At 69.9% G+C, this 16491-nt stretch carries 15 protein-coding genes and 1 pseudogene; 5 read left to right on the top strand and 11 right to left on the bottom strand.

All coding sequences use genetic code 11. The features are described from left to right. Both ABD663_RS00995 and ABD663_RS00990 read right to left on the bottom strand, forming a co-directional pair. A pseudogene (locus ABD663_RS00995) lies at window positions 1-512 on the bottom strand (hypothetical protein); the annotation flags it as partial. A 49-nt stretch (window positions 513-561) separates the two neighbouring features. Continuing rightward, window positions 562-3969, bottom strand: coding sequence for a pyruvate carboxylase (locus tag ABD663_RS00990; protein WP_344735969.1), 3408 nt, complete (start codon window positions 3967-3969; stop codon window positions 562-564). A gap of 73 nt (window positions 3970-4042) precedes the next feature. Here ABD663_RS00990 and ABD663_RS00985 point away from each other — a divergent pair, with 73 nt between their 5' ends. After that, window positions 4043-4852: a ParA family protein gene (locus tag ABD663_RS00985; protein WP_344735968.1), complete on the top strand. Its 810-nt coding sequence runs from the start codon at window positions 4043-4045 to the stop codon at window positions 4850-4852. 130 nt (window positions 4853-4982) lie between these two features. Here the strand turns inward: ABD663_RS00985 and ABD663_RS00980 are convergent, their stop codons facing one another. From ABD663_RS00980 to ABD663_RS00970, 3 genes are all read right to left on the bottom strand, one after another. Beyond that, window positions 4983-5534: a MerR family transcriptional regulator gene (locus ABD663_RS00980; protein WP_344735967.1), complete on the bottom strand. Its 552-nt coding sequence runs from the start codon at window positions 5532-5534 to the stop codon at window positions 4983-4985. Window positions 5535-5747: 213 nt separating this feature from the next. Then, window positions 5748-6440, bottom strand: a complete 693-nt coding sequence (gene ftsR / locus ABD663_RS00975; RefSeq protein WP_344735966.1) for a transcriptional regulator FtsR — start codon at window positions 6438-6440, stop codon at window positions 5748-5750. After that, a complete protein-coding gene (locus tag ABD663_RS00970; protein WP_344735965.1) occupies window positions 6440-6946 on the bottom strand; it encodes an FHA domain-containing protein in 507 nt (168 codons plus the stop codon). Before ABD663_RS00970 ends, ftsR begins: the two co-directional genes overlap by 1 nt. Before the next feature lie 205 nt (window positions 6947-7151). Between ABD663_RS00970 and ABD663_RS00965 the strand changes: the two genes are divergently transcribed. Then, window positions 7152-7526, top strand: coding sequence for a hypothetical protein (locus ABD663_RS00965; RefSeq protein ID WP_344735964.1), 375 nt, complete (start codon window positions 7152-7154; stop codon window positions 7524-7526). A gap of 75 nt (window positions 7527-7601) precedes the next feature. Here the strand turns inward: ABD663_RS00965 and ABD663_RS00960 are convergent, their stop codons facing one another. Next, window positions 7602-8003, bottom strand: coding sequence for a four-helix bundle copper-binding protein (locus ABD663_RS00960; protein ID WP_344735963.1), 402 nt, complete (start codon window positions 8001-8003; stop codon window positions 7602-7604). A 112-nt stretch (window positions 8004-8115) separates the two neighbouring features. On the opposite strand from ABD663_RS00960, the gene ABD663_RS00955 reads away from it, so the two are divergent. Both ABD663_RS00955 and lpdA read left to right on the top strand, forming a co-directional pair. Continuing rightward, complete coding sequence (locus ABD663_RS00955) at window positions 8116-8889, top strand: copper resistance CopC family protein (protein WP_344735962.1); 774 nt, start codon at window positions 8116-8118, stop codon at window positions 8887-8889. Between the two features lie 10 nt (window positions 8890-8899). Next, window positions 8900-10300 (top strand): dihydrolipoyl dehydrogenase, encoded by a 1401-nt coding sequence (gene lpdA, locus ABD663_RS00950; RefSeq protein ID WP_344735961.1) that lies wholly within the window; start codon window positions 8900-8902, stop codon window positions 10298-10300. 106 nt (window positions 10301-10406) lie between these two features. Here the strand turns inward: lpdA and ABD663_RS00945 are convergent, their stop codons facing one another. Then, window positions 10407-11054: a CYTH domain-containing protein gene (locus ABD663_RS00945; RefSeq protein ID WP_344735960.1), complete on the bottom strand. Its 648-nt coding sequence runs from the start codon at window positions 11052-11054 to the stop codon at window positions 10407-10409. Further along, complete coding sequence (locus ABD663_RS00940) at window positions 11055-11282, bottom strand: response regulator (protein ID WP_344735959.1); 228 nt, start codon at window positions 11280-11282, stop codon at window positions 11055-11057. A 79-nt stretch (window positions 11283-11361) separates the two neighbouring features. Here ABD663_RS00940 and ABD663_RS00935 point away from each other — a divergent pair, with 79 nt between their 5' ends. Then, window positions 11362-12093, top strand: coding sequence for a glutamine amidotransferase (locus tag ABD663_RS00935; RefSeq protein ID WP_344735957.1), 732 nt, complete (start codon window positions 11362-11364; stop codon window positions 12091-12093). A 119-nt stretch (window positions 12094-12212) separates the two neighbouring features. Here the strand turns inward: ABD663_RS00935 and ABD663_RS00930 are convergent, their stop codons facing one another. The 3 genes from ABD663_RS00930 to ABD663_RS00920 all read right to left on the bottom strand — a co-directional run bounded on the left by ABD663_RS00930 (window position 12213) and on the right by ABD663_RS00920 (window position 16459). Beyond that, on the bottom strand, window positions 12213-14738 hold the full coding sequence (locus ABD663_RS00930; RefSeq protein ID WP_425561744.1) for a glycogen/starch/alpha-glucan phosphorylase: 2526 nt from the start codon (window positions 14736-14738) through the stop codon (window positions 12213-12215). 197 nt (window positions 14739-14935) lie between these two features. Continuing rightward, entirely contained in the window at window positions 14936-15550 is a 615-nt protein-coding gene (locus ABD663_RS00925; protein ID WP_344735956.1) for a TetR/AcrR family transcriptional regulator, read from the bottom strand. Window positions 15551-15778: 228 nt separating this feature from the next. After that, window positions 15779-16459: a TIGR00266 family protein gene (locus ABD663_RS00920; RefSeq protein WP_344735955.1), complete on the bottom strand. Its 681-nt coding sequence runs from the start codon at window positions 16457-16459 to the stop codon at window positions 15779-15781. Window positions 16460-16491: the final 32 nt, after the last annotated feature.

Genomic DNA, 16491 nt, shown 5'->3' with positions numbered 1-16491 from the left:
GCCGGCTCGTCATCGATGATCTCGCCCTCGGCGGTCTCGGGGCCGACGCTCACGGCCGGCTCGTCGTTCGACACGGGCGAGGTTCGACGCGGCGCCGACAGGTCTGTGCGCCACCACGCGTACGGGGTGGATGCCGCGGCATCCGGAGCGCTCGGCGCGACCTCGGGCTCGCTCTCGGCGGCCGGCTCGGGCTCGGGCTCGGCCGCCGGCTCGAACTCGCTCTCAGGCTCGGTCACGTGCTCGGGATGGTCGGCCGGGTGCTCGTCGAAGACCGGGCCGCCGTCGATGGACGAGCCCGCCTCGAGGTCGGCCGGCAGTTCGTACGCGAACTCGTCGCCGGTCACGTCGTCGTCGAGGTCGTCGTCGTGCTCGGCACCGGGCATCGCCACACTGACGTGCGCGGTACCGCCGCCGATGAGCGGGATGCCGGTGGTCTCGACGCTGCCGGTGTCGTCGAGCACACCGTGCTCGCCGGTGTCCTGCGGCAGGTCGTCGGGTCGGTCTGACGTCACAGAGGGTCCCCCCAGGGATCAGGAGTCGGCCGGATGGCCGCTCTCCAGGCTACTGGGCGGCACGGACGACGACCAAAAGGTCGCCGGCGTCGACCTGTGCGGTCCCGTCGACCACGATCCGCTCGACCACTCCGTCCACGGGAGACGTGATGCCCGCTTCCATCTTCATCGCCTCGATCGACGCGACCGCCTGCCCGGCCTCCACGGCGTCGCCGACCGAGACCTTCACGGTGACCGCACCCGAGAAGGGCGCGGCGATCTGCCCCGGCTTCGAGGTGTCCGCCTTCTCGACGGCGCGGGTCTCGACGGTGATCGACCGGTCGCGCACGAACACGGGCCGAAGCTGACCGTTGAGCGTGGTCATCACCGTGCGCATGCCCTTGGCATCGGCCTCGCCGATGGCCTCGAGGCCGACGTACAGCTGCACGCCCGGGTCGATCTCGGCGACGTGCTCCTCGCCGGGCAGCAGCCCGTAGAGGTAGTCGGGGGTGCCGAGCGCCGACAGGTCGCCGTACGTCTCACGCATGGTCTCGAACTCTTTCGCGGGACCGGGGAACAGCAGGCGATTCAGCGCGCGGCGACGGGTGGCGGCATCCGCCTCCAGCGCGTCGCGCTCCTGATCGCTGATCGGCACGATGTCGATCGAGACGTTCCGGCCGGCGAGCACCTTCGAGCGGAACGGTTCGGGCCATCCCCCCGGCAGGTCGCCGAGCTCGCCCGCCATGAACCCGACCACCGAGTCGGGGATGTCGTAGTTCTGCGGGTTCTCCTCGAAGTCCGCAGGGTCGGCGTCGGCGGCGACGAGCGCCAGGGCGAGATCGCCGACGACCTTCGACGACGGCGTGACCTTGGGGATGCGGCCGAGGATGCGATCGGCGGCCGCGTACATGTCCTCGATCTTCTCGAAGCGGTCGGCGAGTCCGAGCGCGATCGCCTGCTGACGCAGGTTCGACAGCTGACCGCCCGGGATCTCGTGGTGGTACACGCGACCGGTGGGTCCCGGCAGGCCCGACTCGAACGGGCGGTACAGGTGGCGCACGGCCTCCCAGTACGGCTCGAGGTCGGCGACGGCCTGCAGGTCGATGCCGGTGTCGCGGTCGGTGTGGGCGAGCGCTGCCACCAAGGCCGAGAGCGAGGGCTGGCTGGTGGTGCCCGACATCGGCGCAGCCGCCGCATCGACGGCGTCCGCCCCCGCAGCGCTCGCGGCGAGCAGGGTCGCGAGCTGTCCGCCCGCGGTGTCGTGCGTGTGCACGTGAACCGGCAGATCGAAGCGCTCGCGCAGGGCGCTCACGAGCTTCGCGGCGGCGGCCGGCCGGAGCAGGCCCGCCATGTCCTTGATCGCGAGGATGTGCGCGCCGGCCGCGACGATCTCATCGGCGAGGTGCAGGTAGTAGTCGAGCGTGTACAGCTTCTCGGCCGGGTCGAGCAGGTCGCTCGTGTAGCACATGGCCACCTCGGCCACCGCGGTGCCGGTCTCGAGCACCGCCGAGATCGCCGGCCGCATCTGCGACACGTCATTGAGTGCGTCGAAGATCCGGAAGATGTCGACGCCGGTGGCCGCGGCCTCGCGAACGAAGGCATCCGTCACCTCGACCGGACGCGGCGTGTAGCCGACGGTGTTGCGCCCGCGCAGCAGCATCTGGATCGGGACGTTGGGCATCGCTGCGCGCAGCGCCTCGAGTCTCTCCCACGGGTCTTCGGCGAGGAAGCGCAGTGCGACGTCGTAGGTCGCACCGCCCCACGCCTCGACCGACAGCAGCTGCGGCGTCATGCGCGCGAGATGCGGGCCGATGCGCGTCAGGTCGCGTGTGCGCACGCGCGTGGCCAGCAGCGATTGGTGCGCGTCGCGGAACGTGGTCTCGGTGACGGCGAGAGCGGTCTGCTCGCGCAGCGCGCGGGCGAACCCGGCCGGCCCCAATTCGCGCAGGCGGTCGAGGTTGCCGGCGGGCACCGGCGTCGTCAGATCGATGTCGGGCAGCTTGCTGCCGGGCGAGACCTGAATGGGCTTCTCGCCGTACGGACGGTTCACCGTGACGTCGGCGAGCCAGTTCAGCAGCTTCGTCGCCCGGTCGCGCGACGGGTTGCTGGTGAGCAGTTCGGGCCGCTCGTCGATGAACGAGGTGCTGATGTCTCCCGCGACGAACGCCGGGTCGGCGAGCACGGCGCGCAGGAACGGGATGTTGGTCGACACCCCGCGGATGCGGAACTCGGCGAGCGCCCGCTCGGCGCGCGCGACCGCGGCCGGGAAGTCGCGCCCGCGGCACGTGAGCTTCGCGAGCATCGAGTCGAAGTGGGGGCTGATCTGCGAGCCCGCCGCCGTCGTGCCGCCGTCGAGCCGCACGCCGCCGCCGCCGGGCGAGCGGTAGGTGGTGATGCGGCCGGTGTCGGGGCGGAAGCCCTGCGACGGGTCCTCGGTGGTGATGCGGCACTGCAGGGCGGCGCCGCGCAGGTGGATCCGCTCCTGCGCGAGGCCCAGCTCGTCGAGGGTGGCACCCGCGGCGATGCGCATCTGCGACTGCACGAGGTCGACGTCGGTGACCTCCTCGGTCACGGTGTGCTCGACCTGGATGCGCGGGTTCATCTCGATGAAGACGATCTCGCCGGTGCGCGGACCTGCGGTCTCGAGCAGGAACTCGACGGTGCCGGCGTTGACGTAGCCGATCGATTCGGCGAAGGCGACGGCATGGCGGTGCAGGGCCTCGCGCACGTCGTCGTCGAGATTCTGCGCCGGGGCGATCTCGATCACCTTCTGGTGGCGGCGCTGCACCGAGCAGTCGCGCTCGAACAGGTGCACGGTGTGGCCGGTGGCATCCGCGAGCACCTGAACCTCGACGTGGCGGGGGCGCTGCACGGCCTGCTCCAGGAACACGCGCGGGTCGCCGAAGGCGCTGCCGGCTTCGCGCATGGCCTCGGCGATCGCAGGCGCGAGCTCGTGCTTGGTCTCGACGCGCCGCATCCCGCGCCCGCCGCCGCCGGCGACGGCCTTGACGAAGATCGGGAAGCCGATGTCGTCGGACTGGGCGACGAGGCCGTCGACGTCGTCGGATGCCTCGGTCGAGCGCAGCACGGGGACGCCGGCTGCGATCGCGTGCTGCTTGGCGGTGACCTTGTTGCCCGCCATCTCGAGCACGTTGGCGGGCGGGCCGATGAAGACGATGCCGTTCGCGGCCGCCTTCTCGGCCAGCTCCGGGTTCTCGGAGAGGAATCCGTACCCCGGGTAGATCGCATCGGCGCCGGCCTGCTTGGCGACGCGGATGATCTCGTCGACGTCGAGATAGGCGCGGACCGGATGCCCCTCCTCGCCGATCTGGTAGGACTCGTCGGCCTTCTGTCGGTGCAGGGATCCGCGATCCTCGAACGGGAAGACCGCGACGGTGCGCGCACCGAGTTCGAAAGCGGCGCGGAACGCCCGGATGGCGATCTCTCCGCGGTTGGCGACCAGAATCTTCGTGAACATGCAGGACCTCGCTGGGCGTCACTGGAGCGGGCTGAGTGTGCTCTCAGCCTAGGGGACGGTAACGTAGTCGCTTGTGCACGTACTCTCGGTGAGCTCGCTCAAGGGCGGTGTCGGCAAGACCACCGTGACGCTCGGACTGGCGTCGGCGGCCTTCGCGCGAGGCGTGCGCACCCTCGTGGTCGACCTCGACCCGCAGTCCGACGTCTCGACCGGTATGGACATCCAGGTCGCCGGACGCCTCAACATCGCCGATGTGCTCGGCAATCCGCGCGAGAAAGTCGTGCGCCAGGCGATCACCTCGAGCGGCTGGGTGAAGGTGCACCCCGGCACGATCGACGTCCTGATCGGCAGCCCCTCGGCGATCAACTTCGACGGACCGCATCCGTCGGTGCGCGACGTGTGGAAGCTCGAAGAGGCCCTCGCGACCATCGAGTCCGAGTACGACCTGGTGCTGATCGACTGCGCGCCGTCGCTGAACGCCCTCACCCGAACGGCATGGGCGGCATCCGACCGAGTCATCGTCGTCACCGAGCCCGGCCTGTTCTCGGTGGCGGCCGCCGACCGCGCGCTGCGGGCGATCGAAGAGATCCGCCGCGGCCTGTCGCCGCGCCTGCAGCCGCTCGGCATCGTCGTCAACCGCGTGCGCCCGCAGTCGATCGAGCACCAGTTCCGCATCAAAGAGCTGCGCGATATGTTCGGCCCGCTGGTGCTCTCGCCGCAGCTTCCCGAGCGCACGTCGCTGCAGCAGGCCCAGGGCGCGGCCAAGCCGCTGCACATCTGGCCGGGAGACTCGGCTCAGGAACTCGCGGCCGACTTCGACTCGCTGCTCGACCGGGTCATGCGCACCGGCCGCATCCCCACCCCCGGCGAGGTCCGCGCGTAGCACCCGGTCCGGGACCGACACCGCGCGGTTTGGGGCGCGTTCGCTGTCTTGGGGCGCGGTGCTTCACGCCCCAAGGTCGGAAATGCGCCCCGAACCCCGCCTGGGGCGCGCGTCCCGGCCCGGGCGACGGCTACGCGGTGCGGGCGGCGCGGCGGGCGGCGAGCTCGTCGAGGGCGTCGGGCGCCTGCGGATCGAACTCGACGAGCGTGGACTCGACCTCGCGCAGCACGTTGCCGACGGCGATGCCGAAGACGCCCTGACCGCGGCTGATGAGGTCGATCACCTCGTCGTTCGACGTGCACAGATAGACCGAGGCGCCGTCGCTCATGAGGGTGGTGCCGGCCAGATCGCGGATGCCGGCGGCACGCAGCTGCTCGACCGCGGTGCGGATCTGCTGCAGGGAGATGCCGGTGTCGAGCAGACGCTTGACGAGCTTGAGCACGAGGATGTCGCGGAAGCCGTAGAGGCGCTGCGATCCCGACCCGCTGGCACCGCGGACGGTCGGTTCGACGAGCTCGGTGCGAGCCCAGTAGTCGAGCTGGCGGTAGGTGATCCCGGCGGCGCGTGCGGCGACGGCGCCGCGGTAGCCGACCTCGTCGTCCATCGCGGGCAAGCCGTCGGTGAAGAGGAGATCGGCGACGAACGGCCGGTCGTTCACGGCGTCATGGGCAGTCACTGCCATCCCCCCTCCGGATCCGGTTCTTCCACGCTAGATGAGCCCGGCGCCTCGGGCAACGACATCCGGCCCTGCGGCTTCGGCGTGTCGCGCCCTCGCAACCCCGGCCACTCCCGTCGAGCGGACGAAGTTGCCCGCGACACGCCGCAGAACACGTGCATTCTCGTCCGCTCGGCTGGTGGGTGGGACGAGGTGAGAGCGACCGGAGCGCGGATGCCACTAGGGCATCAACTTGTCGAGTGCGGTCTGCACGAAAATCGACCGCACCTCTTCGAGCCGCCGGGCCAGCTCGGGCGCGAGCTCGCCCGCACGGCCGCGGGCAGCGGCATCCGTCCGGCGCAGCAGCGGCGACAGCGCCGACTCGATGAGGGCCACATCGCGCTCGGCGCTCTGACGCAGTGCCCGCACATGGCGCGGCTCGATGCCGTGGCGGTCGAGCGCGACCAGCGCCCGCAGCAGGGTGACCGCCTGCTCGGGGTACGTCTCGGCACCCGAGAGGATGCCGGTGCTGATCGCGTCGTTGAGCAGCTGCGGTGCGGCACCCGAGGCCGACAGCAGCTCTTCACGGCGATACCGGCGCGGGGCCGGCACGATCGACGGCGGCGGCACGGCCACCGGTGTCGCCGGGTCGCGGCCGGCATCGAGGTCTTCGAGGTACTCGCGGATGACCACGAGCGGCAGGTAGTGATCGCGCTGCAGAGTGAGGGCGAGGCGCAGACGGTCGAGGTCGTCCTGCGAGAACTTGCGGTATCCCGACTCGGTGCGGTGCGGGGTGACGATCCCCTGCACCTCGAGGAACCGCAGTTTGCTCGAGGTGAGCGTGGGGAACTCGGGCGACAGGCGCGCCAGCACCTGGCCGATACTCAGAAGACCCGCGGACGAGGACCGTTCGCGGGCGGATGCCCCCGGCATCAGCCGTCCGCCGCCTGGAGCAGGTCGGCGGGCGAGACGAAGAAGTTCAATCGGAACTTGCCGATGCGCACCTCGGCACCGTTGCTGAGCGAGGCACGGTCGGCGCGTTCGCCGTTGACGTACGTCCCGTTGAGCGAGCGCTGGTCGACGAGTTCGAAGGCCGTGCCCGTGCGGGTGATCTCGGCGTGACGGCGCGAGACGGTCACGTCGTCGAAGAAGATGTCGGCTTCGGGATGCCGCCCGACGGTCGTCACGTCGGTGTCGAGCAGGTAGCGGGCGCCGGCGGTCGGACCCGAGCGCACCAGCAGCAGGGCTGCGCCGGTCGGGAGGGCCTCAATCGCGTCGAGCTCCGCCTCGTTGAGGTCGCTGCCGAAGGGGACGAACGAGAGGTCGGAGTCGTGCCCGAACGTCTGCGTGGTGTCACTGCCCCGGTCGGAGGCCCCCGGCTCGTCGGCTGCGGCGCCGCGGCGGATGTCGTCCGGTTCAGGTCGACCGTTCTCGTCCACGTGGTCCTCCTCTGGCCAGCAAGCCTAGCCGATCGACTGTCTCACGGAACCCTCGTTTTGGTCCCCGGTCGTCCCCCTCGCGAGGCGGCGCACCGTCGCGATGTTTCGCTCCGTGACGCACGGGATGCCTCGGTCGGCGCGTCCGCCTAGCGTGGCCTCCAACCGTACCGCGACGCACGCCCGTCCGACGACCGAGGAGCCCCAGATGTCGAGCCCGCAGCACCACCAGACGCCCGCCGAGGTGCGGGAGCGCCCGGTGTGCATGTGCGTGCACGGCGGGCGGTGCTCGTCCTACGCACCCGGGCACGCGCTGCACCTCATCCAGGCACGGCTCGCGCGGGCGACGCCGTCGGAGTGGACGGACGCCCTCGTCGAGGCATCCGACCCCCGCACCGGGGTCATCGTGCTGCGGCGGTTCGACGATGGCGACGCCGTGACGGTGTGGAGCGGAGCGGGCGCAGCGGCGGCGGCCACGCCGGGGCTGCCGGTCGCGTGGCACGAGCGCTACGACGTGCTCGACGCCGACGGCCGCCGCTGGAATGTTGCGTCGGCCCGGGGCAATGCCGCGCAGCGGCGTTGACGCGGGAGCGACGCAAGGTCGAGTGCGCGCGAAGCGCGTGTATCGAGGCCTGCCGGGCTGACCTGCCGGGCCGGCTCAGCCCATCGCCATGATCGACTCGCGCACCGCCGTGCAGGCATCCATGCACGCCTTGCACGACTCGGCGCACATGCGGCAGACCTCGCTGTGATCGGCGTGCTCCATGCACTCGTCCATGCAGGTCTGACACATCGCGATGCACGCGTCGAGCATCGCCATCATCGACGCCGGGGTCATCCCCTGCATCCGCAGCATCGCCCGCATCATCGTGTTGCACATGTCGGCGCAGTTCATGCACGCCGGACTGCACGACATCATCTGCGTCGAGCACACCGTGCACGCCTGCTCGCAGGCCGCGCACGCATCCATGCAGGCTTCGAGGAGCGCCATGTCCATGGCGTCCATCCCGGGCATCGCCATCGTGTCCTTCGACATCGCGCCCATCATCATCGCGTCCATCCCCGTCTCCGTTCCGGTTCCGCGTTCCCGAACGACGGGCAGGGTCACCCGCCTGCGGGCCATGCTAGACCTCGGCTGGGCGTTGCGATACAGCGGGCTTTAGGCTCGAGGGGTGACGACTTCCGGCATCCTCCCGCACCGCTCCCCCCGCCTTGTCGCCGTGCTCGCCGCCGCCCTGTTCGCGGCCGTCGCACTGGTGCTCCCGGCCTCGCCCGCGTTCGCCCATGACGAGCTGATCGGCTCCTCGCCCGCGGCGGACTCCACCGTCGACGCGCTGCCGTCCGAACTGACACTCACCTTCAGCGGACTGATCTCGACCGAGGACGGCGCATCCGAGGTGCAGGTGACGGATGCCGCGGGCACCTCGCTGACGGCAGGCGACCTGTCGGTGCAGGACACCGTGCTCACGCAGCCACTCGAGGGCACGGCCTCGGGCGCGGTGACCGTGCTGTGGAAGGTCGTCTCGTCGGACGGCCACCCGATCTCGGGCGAGTTCGAGTTCACGGTCGACGCCCCCGCGCCCACGGCGAGCCCCACCGAGACGACCGCACCCACGCAGAGCCCCGAGCCGACGCCCACCGAGACGGTGGAGCCGACCCCGACCGAGACCCCGGTTCCCGCCGGCGGCGAGGGCGATGCGTGGTGGCCCTGGGCACTCGCGATCATCGGCGCGCTCGCGCTCGCCGCCGGCGTGACCTACCTCATGGTGTCGCGTTCCAACCGCGAGAAGGCTCTTGCGCAGGCCAGCGACCACGGCAAGGCCGCGATGGGTCCGAACACGTCGCCGACCGGCTCGGCGCGCGCCGCCGACGGGAACGCCGGCGGCGCCTCCGACGGCGGCTCGGGACCGGCATCCGGCGGATCCGAGCCCGGCACCGGGCGATAGGCTTTCAGTCATGCCTCACTACGACGTCGTCATCCTCGGCGCGGGCCCCGGCGGGTACGTCGCGGCCGTCCGTGCCGCCCAGCTCGGCCAGTCGGTCGCCATCATCGAAGAGAAGTACTGGGGCGGTGTCTGCCTCAACGTGGGGTGCATCCCCTCCAAGGCGCTGCTGAAGAACGCCGACCTCGCGCATCAGGTGCTGCACAAGGCCGATCTGTTCGGCATCTCGGGCGACGTGTCGTTCGACTTCGGCGTCGCGTGGGACCGCAGCCGCAAGGTGGCCGAGACGCACGTCAAGGGCATCCACTACCTGATGAAGAAGAACAAGGTGACCGAGTACGAGGGTCGCGGTTCGTTCGTCGATGCCAACACCATCGAGGTGAAGAAGGCCGACGGCGCGACCGAGACCGTCACCTTCGACAATGCGATCATCGCCACCGGCTCGAAGGTGCGGATGCTTCCCGGGGTCACCGCCGGCGGCAACATCGTCACCTACGAAGAGCAGATCCTCGCGCGCGACCTGCCCGGCTCGATCGTCATCGTCGGTGCCGGCGCGATCGGCATGGAGTTCGCCTTCGTCATGACGAACTACGGGGTGAAGGTCACGATCATCGAGTTCCTCGACCGGGCACTGCCCAATGAGGACGCGGAGGTCTCGAAGGAGATCGCACGCCAGTACAAGAAGTACGGCGTCGACATCCTCACCTCGACAAAGGTCGAGACCGTCACCGACTCGGGTGACAAGGTCACCGTCACGTACTCCCCCGCAGGCGGCGGCGAGTCGCAGTCCATCGAGGCCGACAAGGTCATGATGTCGATCGGCTTCGCGCCGAACGTGGAGGGCTTCGGACTCGAGAACACCGGCGTCGCGGTGAGCGACCGCGGCGCGATCGAGATCGACGAGTTCATGCACACCTCGGTGCCGCACATCTACGCCATCGGCGACGTCACCGCCAAGCTCCAGCTGGCCCACGTGGCCGAGGCGCAGGGTGTCGTGGCCGCCGAGACGATCGCCGGCGCCGAGACCATGGCGTTGGGCGATTACCGCATGATGCCGCGGGCGACGTTCTGCTCGCCGCAGGTCGCGTCGTTCGGCCTGACTGAGGCGCAGGCCCGCGAGGCCGGGTACGACGTCAAGGTCGCGAAGTTCCCGTTCTCGGCGAACGGCAAGGCCAACGGCCTGGGTGAGCCGGTCGGATTCGTGAAGCTCATCGCCGACGGCGAGCACCTCGAGCTGCTGGGCGGGCATCTCATCGGCCCCGACGTGTCGGAGCTGCTGCCCGAGCTCACCCTCGCCCAGAAGTGGGACCTCACCGCTCTCGAGGCCGCCCGGAACGTGCACACGCACCCGACGCTGTCCGAGGCGCTGCAGGAGGGCTTCCACGGCCTCGTCGGCCACATGATCAATCTTTGACGCGCGACTGCGCCACATCTCGCGGTAGCACTCGCACGAAACAGCAGCGGTCGCGCGCGGGGCGTGCGGCCAGGTCGCTGAGCGAGCGCAGCGAGACGAAGCGCGCTCAGTACCCGAGGGCGCGGCCGAGCTTCGAAAGCGATGCCGCGGGTCGGCCCCCGGCCGCCGTGACCGCGTCTGCCGCCGCGTCGAAGAACGCCACCCGCGAGGGTCGGTCGGCAGGGGCGGCGGGGCCCAGCTCCAGCTCCCATTCGCGCCACGCGCGCTCGATGCCGGTGCGGACGTCGACGGCGGTGACGTGGTCGTCGACGAACTCGGCGACCAGAGCCCCGGTGGCGTCCCGCAACGCGAACGCCGTGCGGTGGTTGCGGATGCGCGCGATGTCGCCGAGAGCGGCATCCGTCACGTGGGCGACCGCGGCACGCACCGCCTCGGGTACGTCTTCATCGTCGGTGCCGAGCGGCCAGCCGAGCTCGACGCGTGCACCGTCGATCCGCGGACCCTTGATGTGCCACCCCTCGTCGGGGCCGCCGCGACGACGCCGAAGCGCGTACCCGGCGTAGCCGAGGGTGAGCTCGGGGGTGTCGAGGTAGCGGGCGTCGAGCTCGCGCACCTCGCCGTCGTCGACGGATGCCACTCCCGGCATCCCCGACCAGTCGGGCAGCGGTGTGTCGTCGTCGACATCGAACTTCAGCTCGATCTCGACCGACCGCACCGGCTCGGAGCCGGAGGCCTCAGAGGGGTCGGATGCCACTCACTCGTCCCGGCCGTCGGGGTCGGGGTTGATGTCTTCGGTCGCCTCGAGGTAGACGAAGCGGTTCTCGGTCGGCCCATCGTGGTCGCCGGTGTGGATCGCTTCGCCGGCGCGCTCGTAGACGAGCTGCCCCTCACCGTAGGGAACGATGAGCCGGTCGTCGGCGCCGTCTTCGAGGGGCAGGACCTGCCCGTCGAGCGGGCCTCCCTGCAGTCGTGCAATGGCCATGTGAGCCTCCCAGGGGAAAGCCTAGCCCGGAGGGGGGCGCGCGGACGGCAGCACCGCGGCATCCGGGTATCCTCGATCCGTGAAGCCGTTCGTCCTCCTCGCCACGCGCGCCGAGGACCTTCCGGCCGACGAGGAGTACGAGCTCTTCCTGCGCTACAGCGGCCTCGAGCCCGAGCAGCTGCGACGCGTGCGCCTCGAGTCCGGGCCGATGCCCGCACTCGACCTCGACGAGCTGTCGGGGATCTTCGTCGGCGGCGGTCCGTTCAACGCGTCCGATCCCCTCGAGAAGAAGTCGGCCGTGCAGCGCCGGGTCGAAGCCGAGTTCGCCGATCTGCTCGACGAGGTCGTCGCCCGCGACTTCCCGTTCCTGGGCGCCTGCTACGGCATCGGCACCCTGGGTGCGCATCAGGGGGCCCGCATCGACTCGACCCACCGCGAGCCGATCAGCGTCGTGCCCGTGACGCTCAGCGAGGCGGGGGCGTGCGACCCGCTGCTGGCGGGGATGCCACGCACCTTCGGCGCCTTCGTCGGCCACAAAGAGGCGATCTCGCAGCTGCCGGCGTCGGCGACGCTGCTGGCATCGTCGCCGGGATGCCCCGTGCAGATGTTCCGCGTGGGCACCCACGTGTATGCGACCCAGTTCCATCCTGAGCTCGACGTCGACGGCATCACCACCCGCATCCACGCCTACGCCGACCACGGCTATTTCGGCGCCGGTGAGCTCGAGCTCACCCTGGCCGCCGTCCGGGCGGCCCCGGTGGCCCACACCGGCGGCATCCTGCGCCGTTTCGTCGAGCGCTACGCCCGGTAGCCGGCCCGCCGCGTGCCCAACTCCTGAGATTCGGGCCGCACATCGCCCGGATTCCACCGGGACGGCATCGAACCCGCCGAATCTCAGGAGTTCGGCACGCCTCGCGCGGCCGAGCGACCTCAGGCCGGGGCGGGCGGAGTGTGCCAGATCCGGTCGATGTAGTCGCGCATCGAGCGGTCCGACGAGAAGAAGCCGCAGCGGGCCACGTTGAGGATCGCCGAGCGGGTCCAGGCGTCCTGGTCCTGGTAGGCCGCGTCGACCCGCTCCTGCGCATCGATGTACGACGCGTAGTCGGCGAGCACCATGAACCGGTCGTCGTACAGCAGGTTCGACATGATCGGCTCGAACACGCTGCGATCGCCGCCCGAGAAGGCGCCCGACGCGATGAGGTCCATCGCGCGGCGCAGGTCGTCGTTCTCGCGGTAGAACTCCGCCGGGCGGTAGCCGCGCGCCCACAGCGCCTCGACCTCGGGCTCGGTCTGACCGAAAAGGAAGAAGTTGTCGTCGCCGACCAGTTCGCGGATCTCGACGTTGGCCCCGTCGTCGGTGCCGATCGTGAGCGCGCCGTTGAGCGCGAACTTCATGTTCCCCGTGCCGGATGCCTCCTTGCCGGCGAGCGAGATCTGCTCGGACAGGTCGGCGGCGGGGATGACCCGCTCGGCGAGGGTGACGTTGTAGTTCGGCGGGAACAGCACCTTCAGCCGGCCCTCGAGCACGGGGTCGGCGTTGACGACCGAGCCCACCGAGTTGATGAGGTGGATGATGCGCTTGGCCATGTCGTAGCCGGGGGCCGCTTTGGCGCCGAAGATGAAGGTGCGCGGGGTGAGGTCGGATGCCGCGACGCGGCCCGACGCGACCCGCTCGTACAGCGTCACGATGTGCAGCAGCTTCAGCATCTGCCGCTTGTACTCGTGCAGGCGCTTGACCATGACGTCGAGCAGGTGGCCGTCGCTGACCTCGAACCGGTCGCGGTGCCACAGCACCTCGCTCAGCCGCCGCTTGTTGGCGGCCTTGACCTCGGCGAACCGCGCGCGGAACTCGGGGTCTTCGGCGTGGGCTTCCAGTCCCCTCAGTCGCTCGAGGTCGACGGTCCACCCGGCACCAAGCGCCTCGGTGATGAGGTCGGCCAAGGCCGGGTTGGCGAGCCGGATGAATCGCCGAGGCGTGACGCCGTTGGTGACGTTGGTGAACTTGTCCGGATAGAACTCGCTGAAATCGGGCAGCACCTTGTCGCGCAGCAGCTGCGAGTGAAGCTCGGCGACGCCGTTGACCTTGGCGCCGGCGACGGTGGCGAGGTACGCCATCCGCACCGACCGCTGCGGGAACTCGGAGATGATCGACATGTTGCGGATGCGCATCTCGTCGTCGCCGAACTTCTCGCGCACCTCGAGCAGGAACTCCTCGTTGATGCGGTAGATGATCTCGAGGTGCCGCGGCAGCAGGCGACCGAGCAGGTCGACCGACCACACCTCGAGCGCCTCGGGCAGCAGCGTGTGGCACGTGTACGCGAAGCACTGCTGGGTGAGCGCCCAGGCGGCATCCCACTCCATGCCCCGCTCATCGACGAGGATGCGCATGAACTCGGGCACCGCGATGACCGGATGCGTGTCGTTGAGCTGGAAGATGACCCGCTCGGGCAGGCGTTCGAGATCGAAGCCCTCGGGCAGCACGTTGTCGAGGAAGTCGCGGATGGATGCCGCGCAGAAGAAGTACTGCTGCTGCAGGCGCAGCTCCTTGCCCTGCGGCGTGGAGTCTTCGGGGTAGAGCACCTTGGAGATGTTCTCGGCGAAGACCTGGGCGCGCACGGCTTCCTGGTAGTCGCCCGAGTTGAACTCGCGCAGGTCGAACGAGCTCGTCGCGCCGGCGCTCCACAGCCGCAGCGTGTTGACGCGGCCGTTGTGATAGCCGGGCACCATGTAGTTGTAGGGCACCGCGACGACGCTCCAGCCCGGGATCCACCGGCTGCGGGTCACTCCCCCGTCGTCGTACGTCTCGGTGTAGCCGCCGAACCAGATCGTCTGCGCGGCCTCGGGGTGCGGGAACTCCCACGGGTTGCCGTACGTGAGCCACGCATCGGGCTGCTCGACCTGCTGACCGTCGACGAAGGTCTGGCGGAAGATGCCGTACTCGTAGCGGATGCCGTACCCGATGTTGGGCACGCTCATCGTGGCGAGCGAGTCGATGAAACACGCGGCCAGTCGGCCGAGACCGCCATTGCCGAGGCCGGGCTCGACCTCTTCGGCGCGCAGCGCCTCGATGTCGATGCCGCACTGCGCCATCGCCTCGCTCGCGACGTCGGTCAGGCGCGACGCGAGCAGGTTGTTGTCGAGCTGTCGGCCCAGCAGGTACTCGGCCGACAGGTAGCAGACGCCCTTCGCCTGGGTGTCGCGCTGGCGCTTCTGGTCTTCGAGCCAGCGGGCCATCAGGTAGTCGCGCACCGTGTAGGCGAGGGCGAAGTACTGGTCGGTCACCGACGACTCCGACAGGGCCACGCCACGGTCGAAGTTGAGGTTCAGCAGGAACTGCTTGACGAACCCGTCGACCGAGCTCGGCGGCGAGGGCACGGGGGCGATGGCGAGCGGATGCGTCGCGGCGCGCGGCTGCGTCGGAGTGGCGTCGTCGGGTGCGAGTGAGGCGTCGGGCACGGGTACGAGCGTACCGAGCCGCGCACCCCCCGATTGACCGTGGCGGCCACCCGGAACGAAGTCTTTACATGGCCGTCACGCACCGACGCGATGCCACCGCCTCTGGGCTCGTCGCTGCCGGTCGCTTCCTCGACGAAGTCACCGCCCCCGGCGACGTCTCGGTGTCCGAGCGCCGCTCCCGTTCGCCAGGTATACGGCTACGCGCCGGGGCGGCCGATGTGCCGCTGGAACTCCTGGATCGTCACCGGGTACCCGCCGATCGCGGGTCGCTCAGCGCCCTCGGGACGCAGCGCGTCGAGGATGAGGCTGCGCTGGCGGGCCAGCATCATGGCCCGCACCGGCTCGGGAAGCCGCACGAGGGCGCCGAGCATCGGCGGGATCAAGCTGAGGTCGATCACGGTGACGTCGGGGCGCAGCGTGCCCTCGTCCTTTGCGCGTGCCACCTGCGCCTCGACTTCGGACTCGGCCTGCACGTCGCCGGGGGTGATCTGCCGCACACGCTCGATCGCGTCGGCCAGCCAGCGGAAGTCGAAGTACATCGCCGTCGTCGCGTCGATGTAGGTGACGATCGCATCCCACCCGGTGGGCTGGTCGGCGGCGAGGCGCCCCGCCTCGTTGAAACGGCCGAGCAGACGTGTGCACAGGCCGATGATGACGGCATCCCGATCCTCGAAGTGCCGATACAGCGTGCCCACACCCACGTCGGCGCGCTCGGCGATCAGGTGCATCGGCGCTTCGATACCGGCATCCGCGAACAGCTCCGACGCTGCGTCCAGCAGCTTCTCCCGATTCGCGACGGCATCCGCTCTCATTGCTCAATCCCCCTGTGTTGCCTGAACCGAAGTCCAGCGGCCCACCCTAGCGAGATTCGTCGCGGACGCACTCATCCGCATATATGCTCTTTCCTTTACGCGGTGTGAGGACTACAATGCGCTTAACGGACGACATCGTCCGCTAAGCCGATGGTTGGGGCCTCCCGGCTTCGCAGCGCTCGCCGCCACTGGGGGTCCTCCGCGATGGAGCGGCGAGCGCTGCACTCCCTAGGAGTTCGAGGTCTCCTGCGGGTTGACCTGCTGGATCCACGAGATCAGGTCGGCCGTCGAGCGCGTCTGCATCCACACGCGACCCGGACCGGTGAACTCGGCGACCAGGCCTTCGCCACCGAGGATGGTCGACTTCCAGCTGCCGGCCTTGCGCACCTTGTACTGGACGGCCTCGTCGAAGGCGACGACGTGGCCGTTGTCGACGGTCATGGTCTCACCCGCGGCGAGGTCGGCCGGCACGATCGCACCGTACGTCGACAGCAGCAGTTCCCCCTGCCCCGTGCAGCGCAGCAGCACCAGCCCGGCACCGCTGAAGAATCCCTTCGCGCCACCCCACTTCGAGTCGACGTCGACGCCGGGGTCGGATGCACTCCACGAACCCGACTGCACCAGCAGCGGCCGGCTGCTGTCGATGGCGACCTTCGCCATGTCGCCCGGCAGTGTGGCCGAGACCCCGACCTGCCCGCCGCGGTCGGAATGGAAGTCGTTCACGAAGAAGCTCGATCCGCCGAACGTGCGACGCAGACCCTTGAGGAACCCGCCGCCCGCCGACGTCTCGATGCGGATGTCGCCGCGCGTCATCGCCATCGCGCCCGCTTCGACCCGCACCGATCCGCCCGGCGGCAGGGTGACTGTTCCCATTGCGAAGGCGGGTCCTGCTGAGATCGTGACGTCCATGGCGCGCTCCTGTTCGGTGAGGCGGGCCCGCG

The sequence above is a fragment of the Microbacterium awajiense genome, from assembly GCF_039536545.1.
GTDB lineage: Bacteria > Actinomycetota > Actinomycetes > Actinomycetales > Microbacteriaceae > Microbacterium > Microbacterium awajiense.
Note: the sequence above shows the minus strand (reverse complement) of the source record. Positions and strands in the feature narration are given on the sequence as shown.

Coding starts and splice junctions, on each gene's coding strand:
- ABD663_RS00990 (WP_344735969.1), bottom strand. CDS start 3,969: ATGTTCACGAAGATTCTGGTCGCCAACCGCGGAGAGATCGCCATCCGG.
- ABD663_RS00980 (WP_344735967.1), bottom strand. CDS start 5,534: ATGGCAGTGACTGCCCATGACGCCGTGAACGACCGGCCGTTCGTCGCC.
- ftsR (WP_344735966.1), bottom strand. CDS start 6,440: ATGCCGGGGGCATCCGCCCGCGAACGGTCCTCGTCCGCGGGTCTTCTG.
- ABD663_RS00965 (WP_344735964.1), top strand. CDS start 7,152: ATGTCGAGCCCGCAGCACCACCAGACGCCCGCCGAGGTGCGGGAGCGC.
- ABD663_RS00960 (WP_344735963.1), bottom strand. CDS start 8,003: ATGGACGCGATGATGATGGGCGCGATGTCGAAGGACACGATGGCGATG.
- lpdA (WP_344735961.1), top strand. CDS start 8,900: ATGCCTCACTACGACGTCGTCATCCTCGGCGCGGGCCCCGGCGGGTAC.
- ABD663_RS00940 (WP_344735959.1), bottom strand. CDS start 11,282: ATGGCCATTGCACGACTGCAGGGAGGCCCGCTCGACGGGCAGGTCCTG.
- ABD663_RS00925 (WP_344735956.1), bottom strand. CDS start 15,550: ATGAGAGCGGATGCCGTCGCGAATCGGGAGAAGCTGCTGGACGCAGCG.
- ABD663_RS00920 (WP_344735955.1), bottom strand. CDS start 16,459: ATGGACGTCACGATCTCAGCAGGACCCGCCTTCGCAATGGGAACAGTC.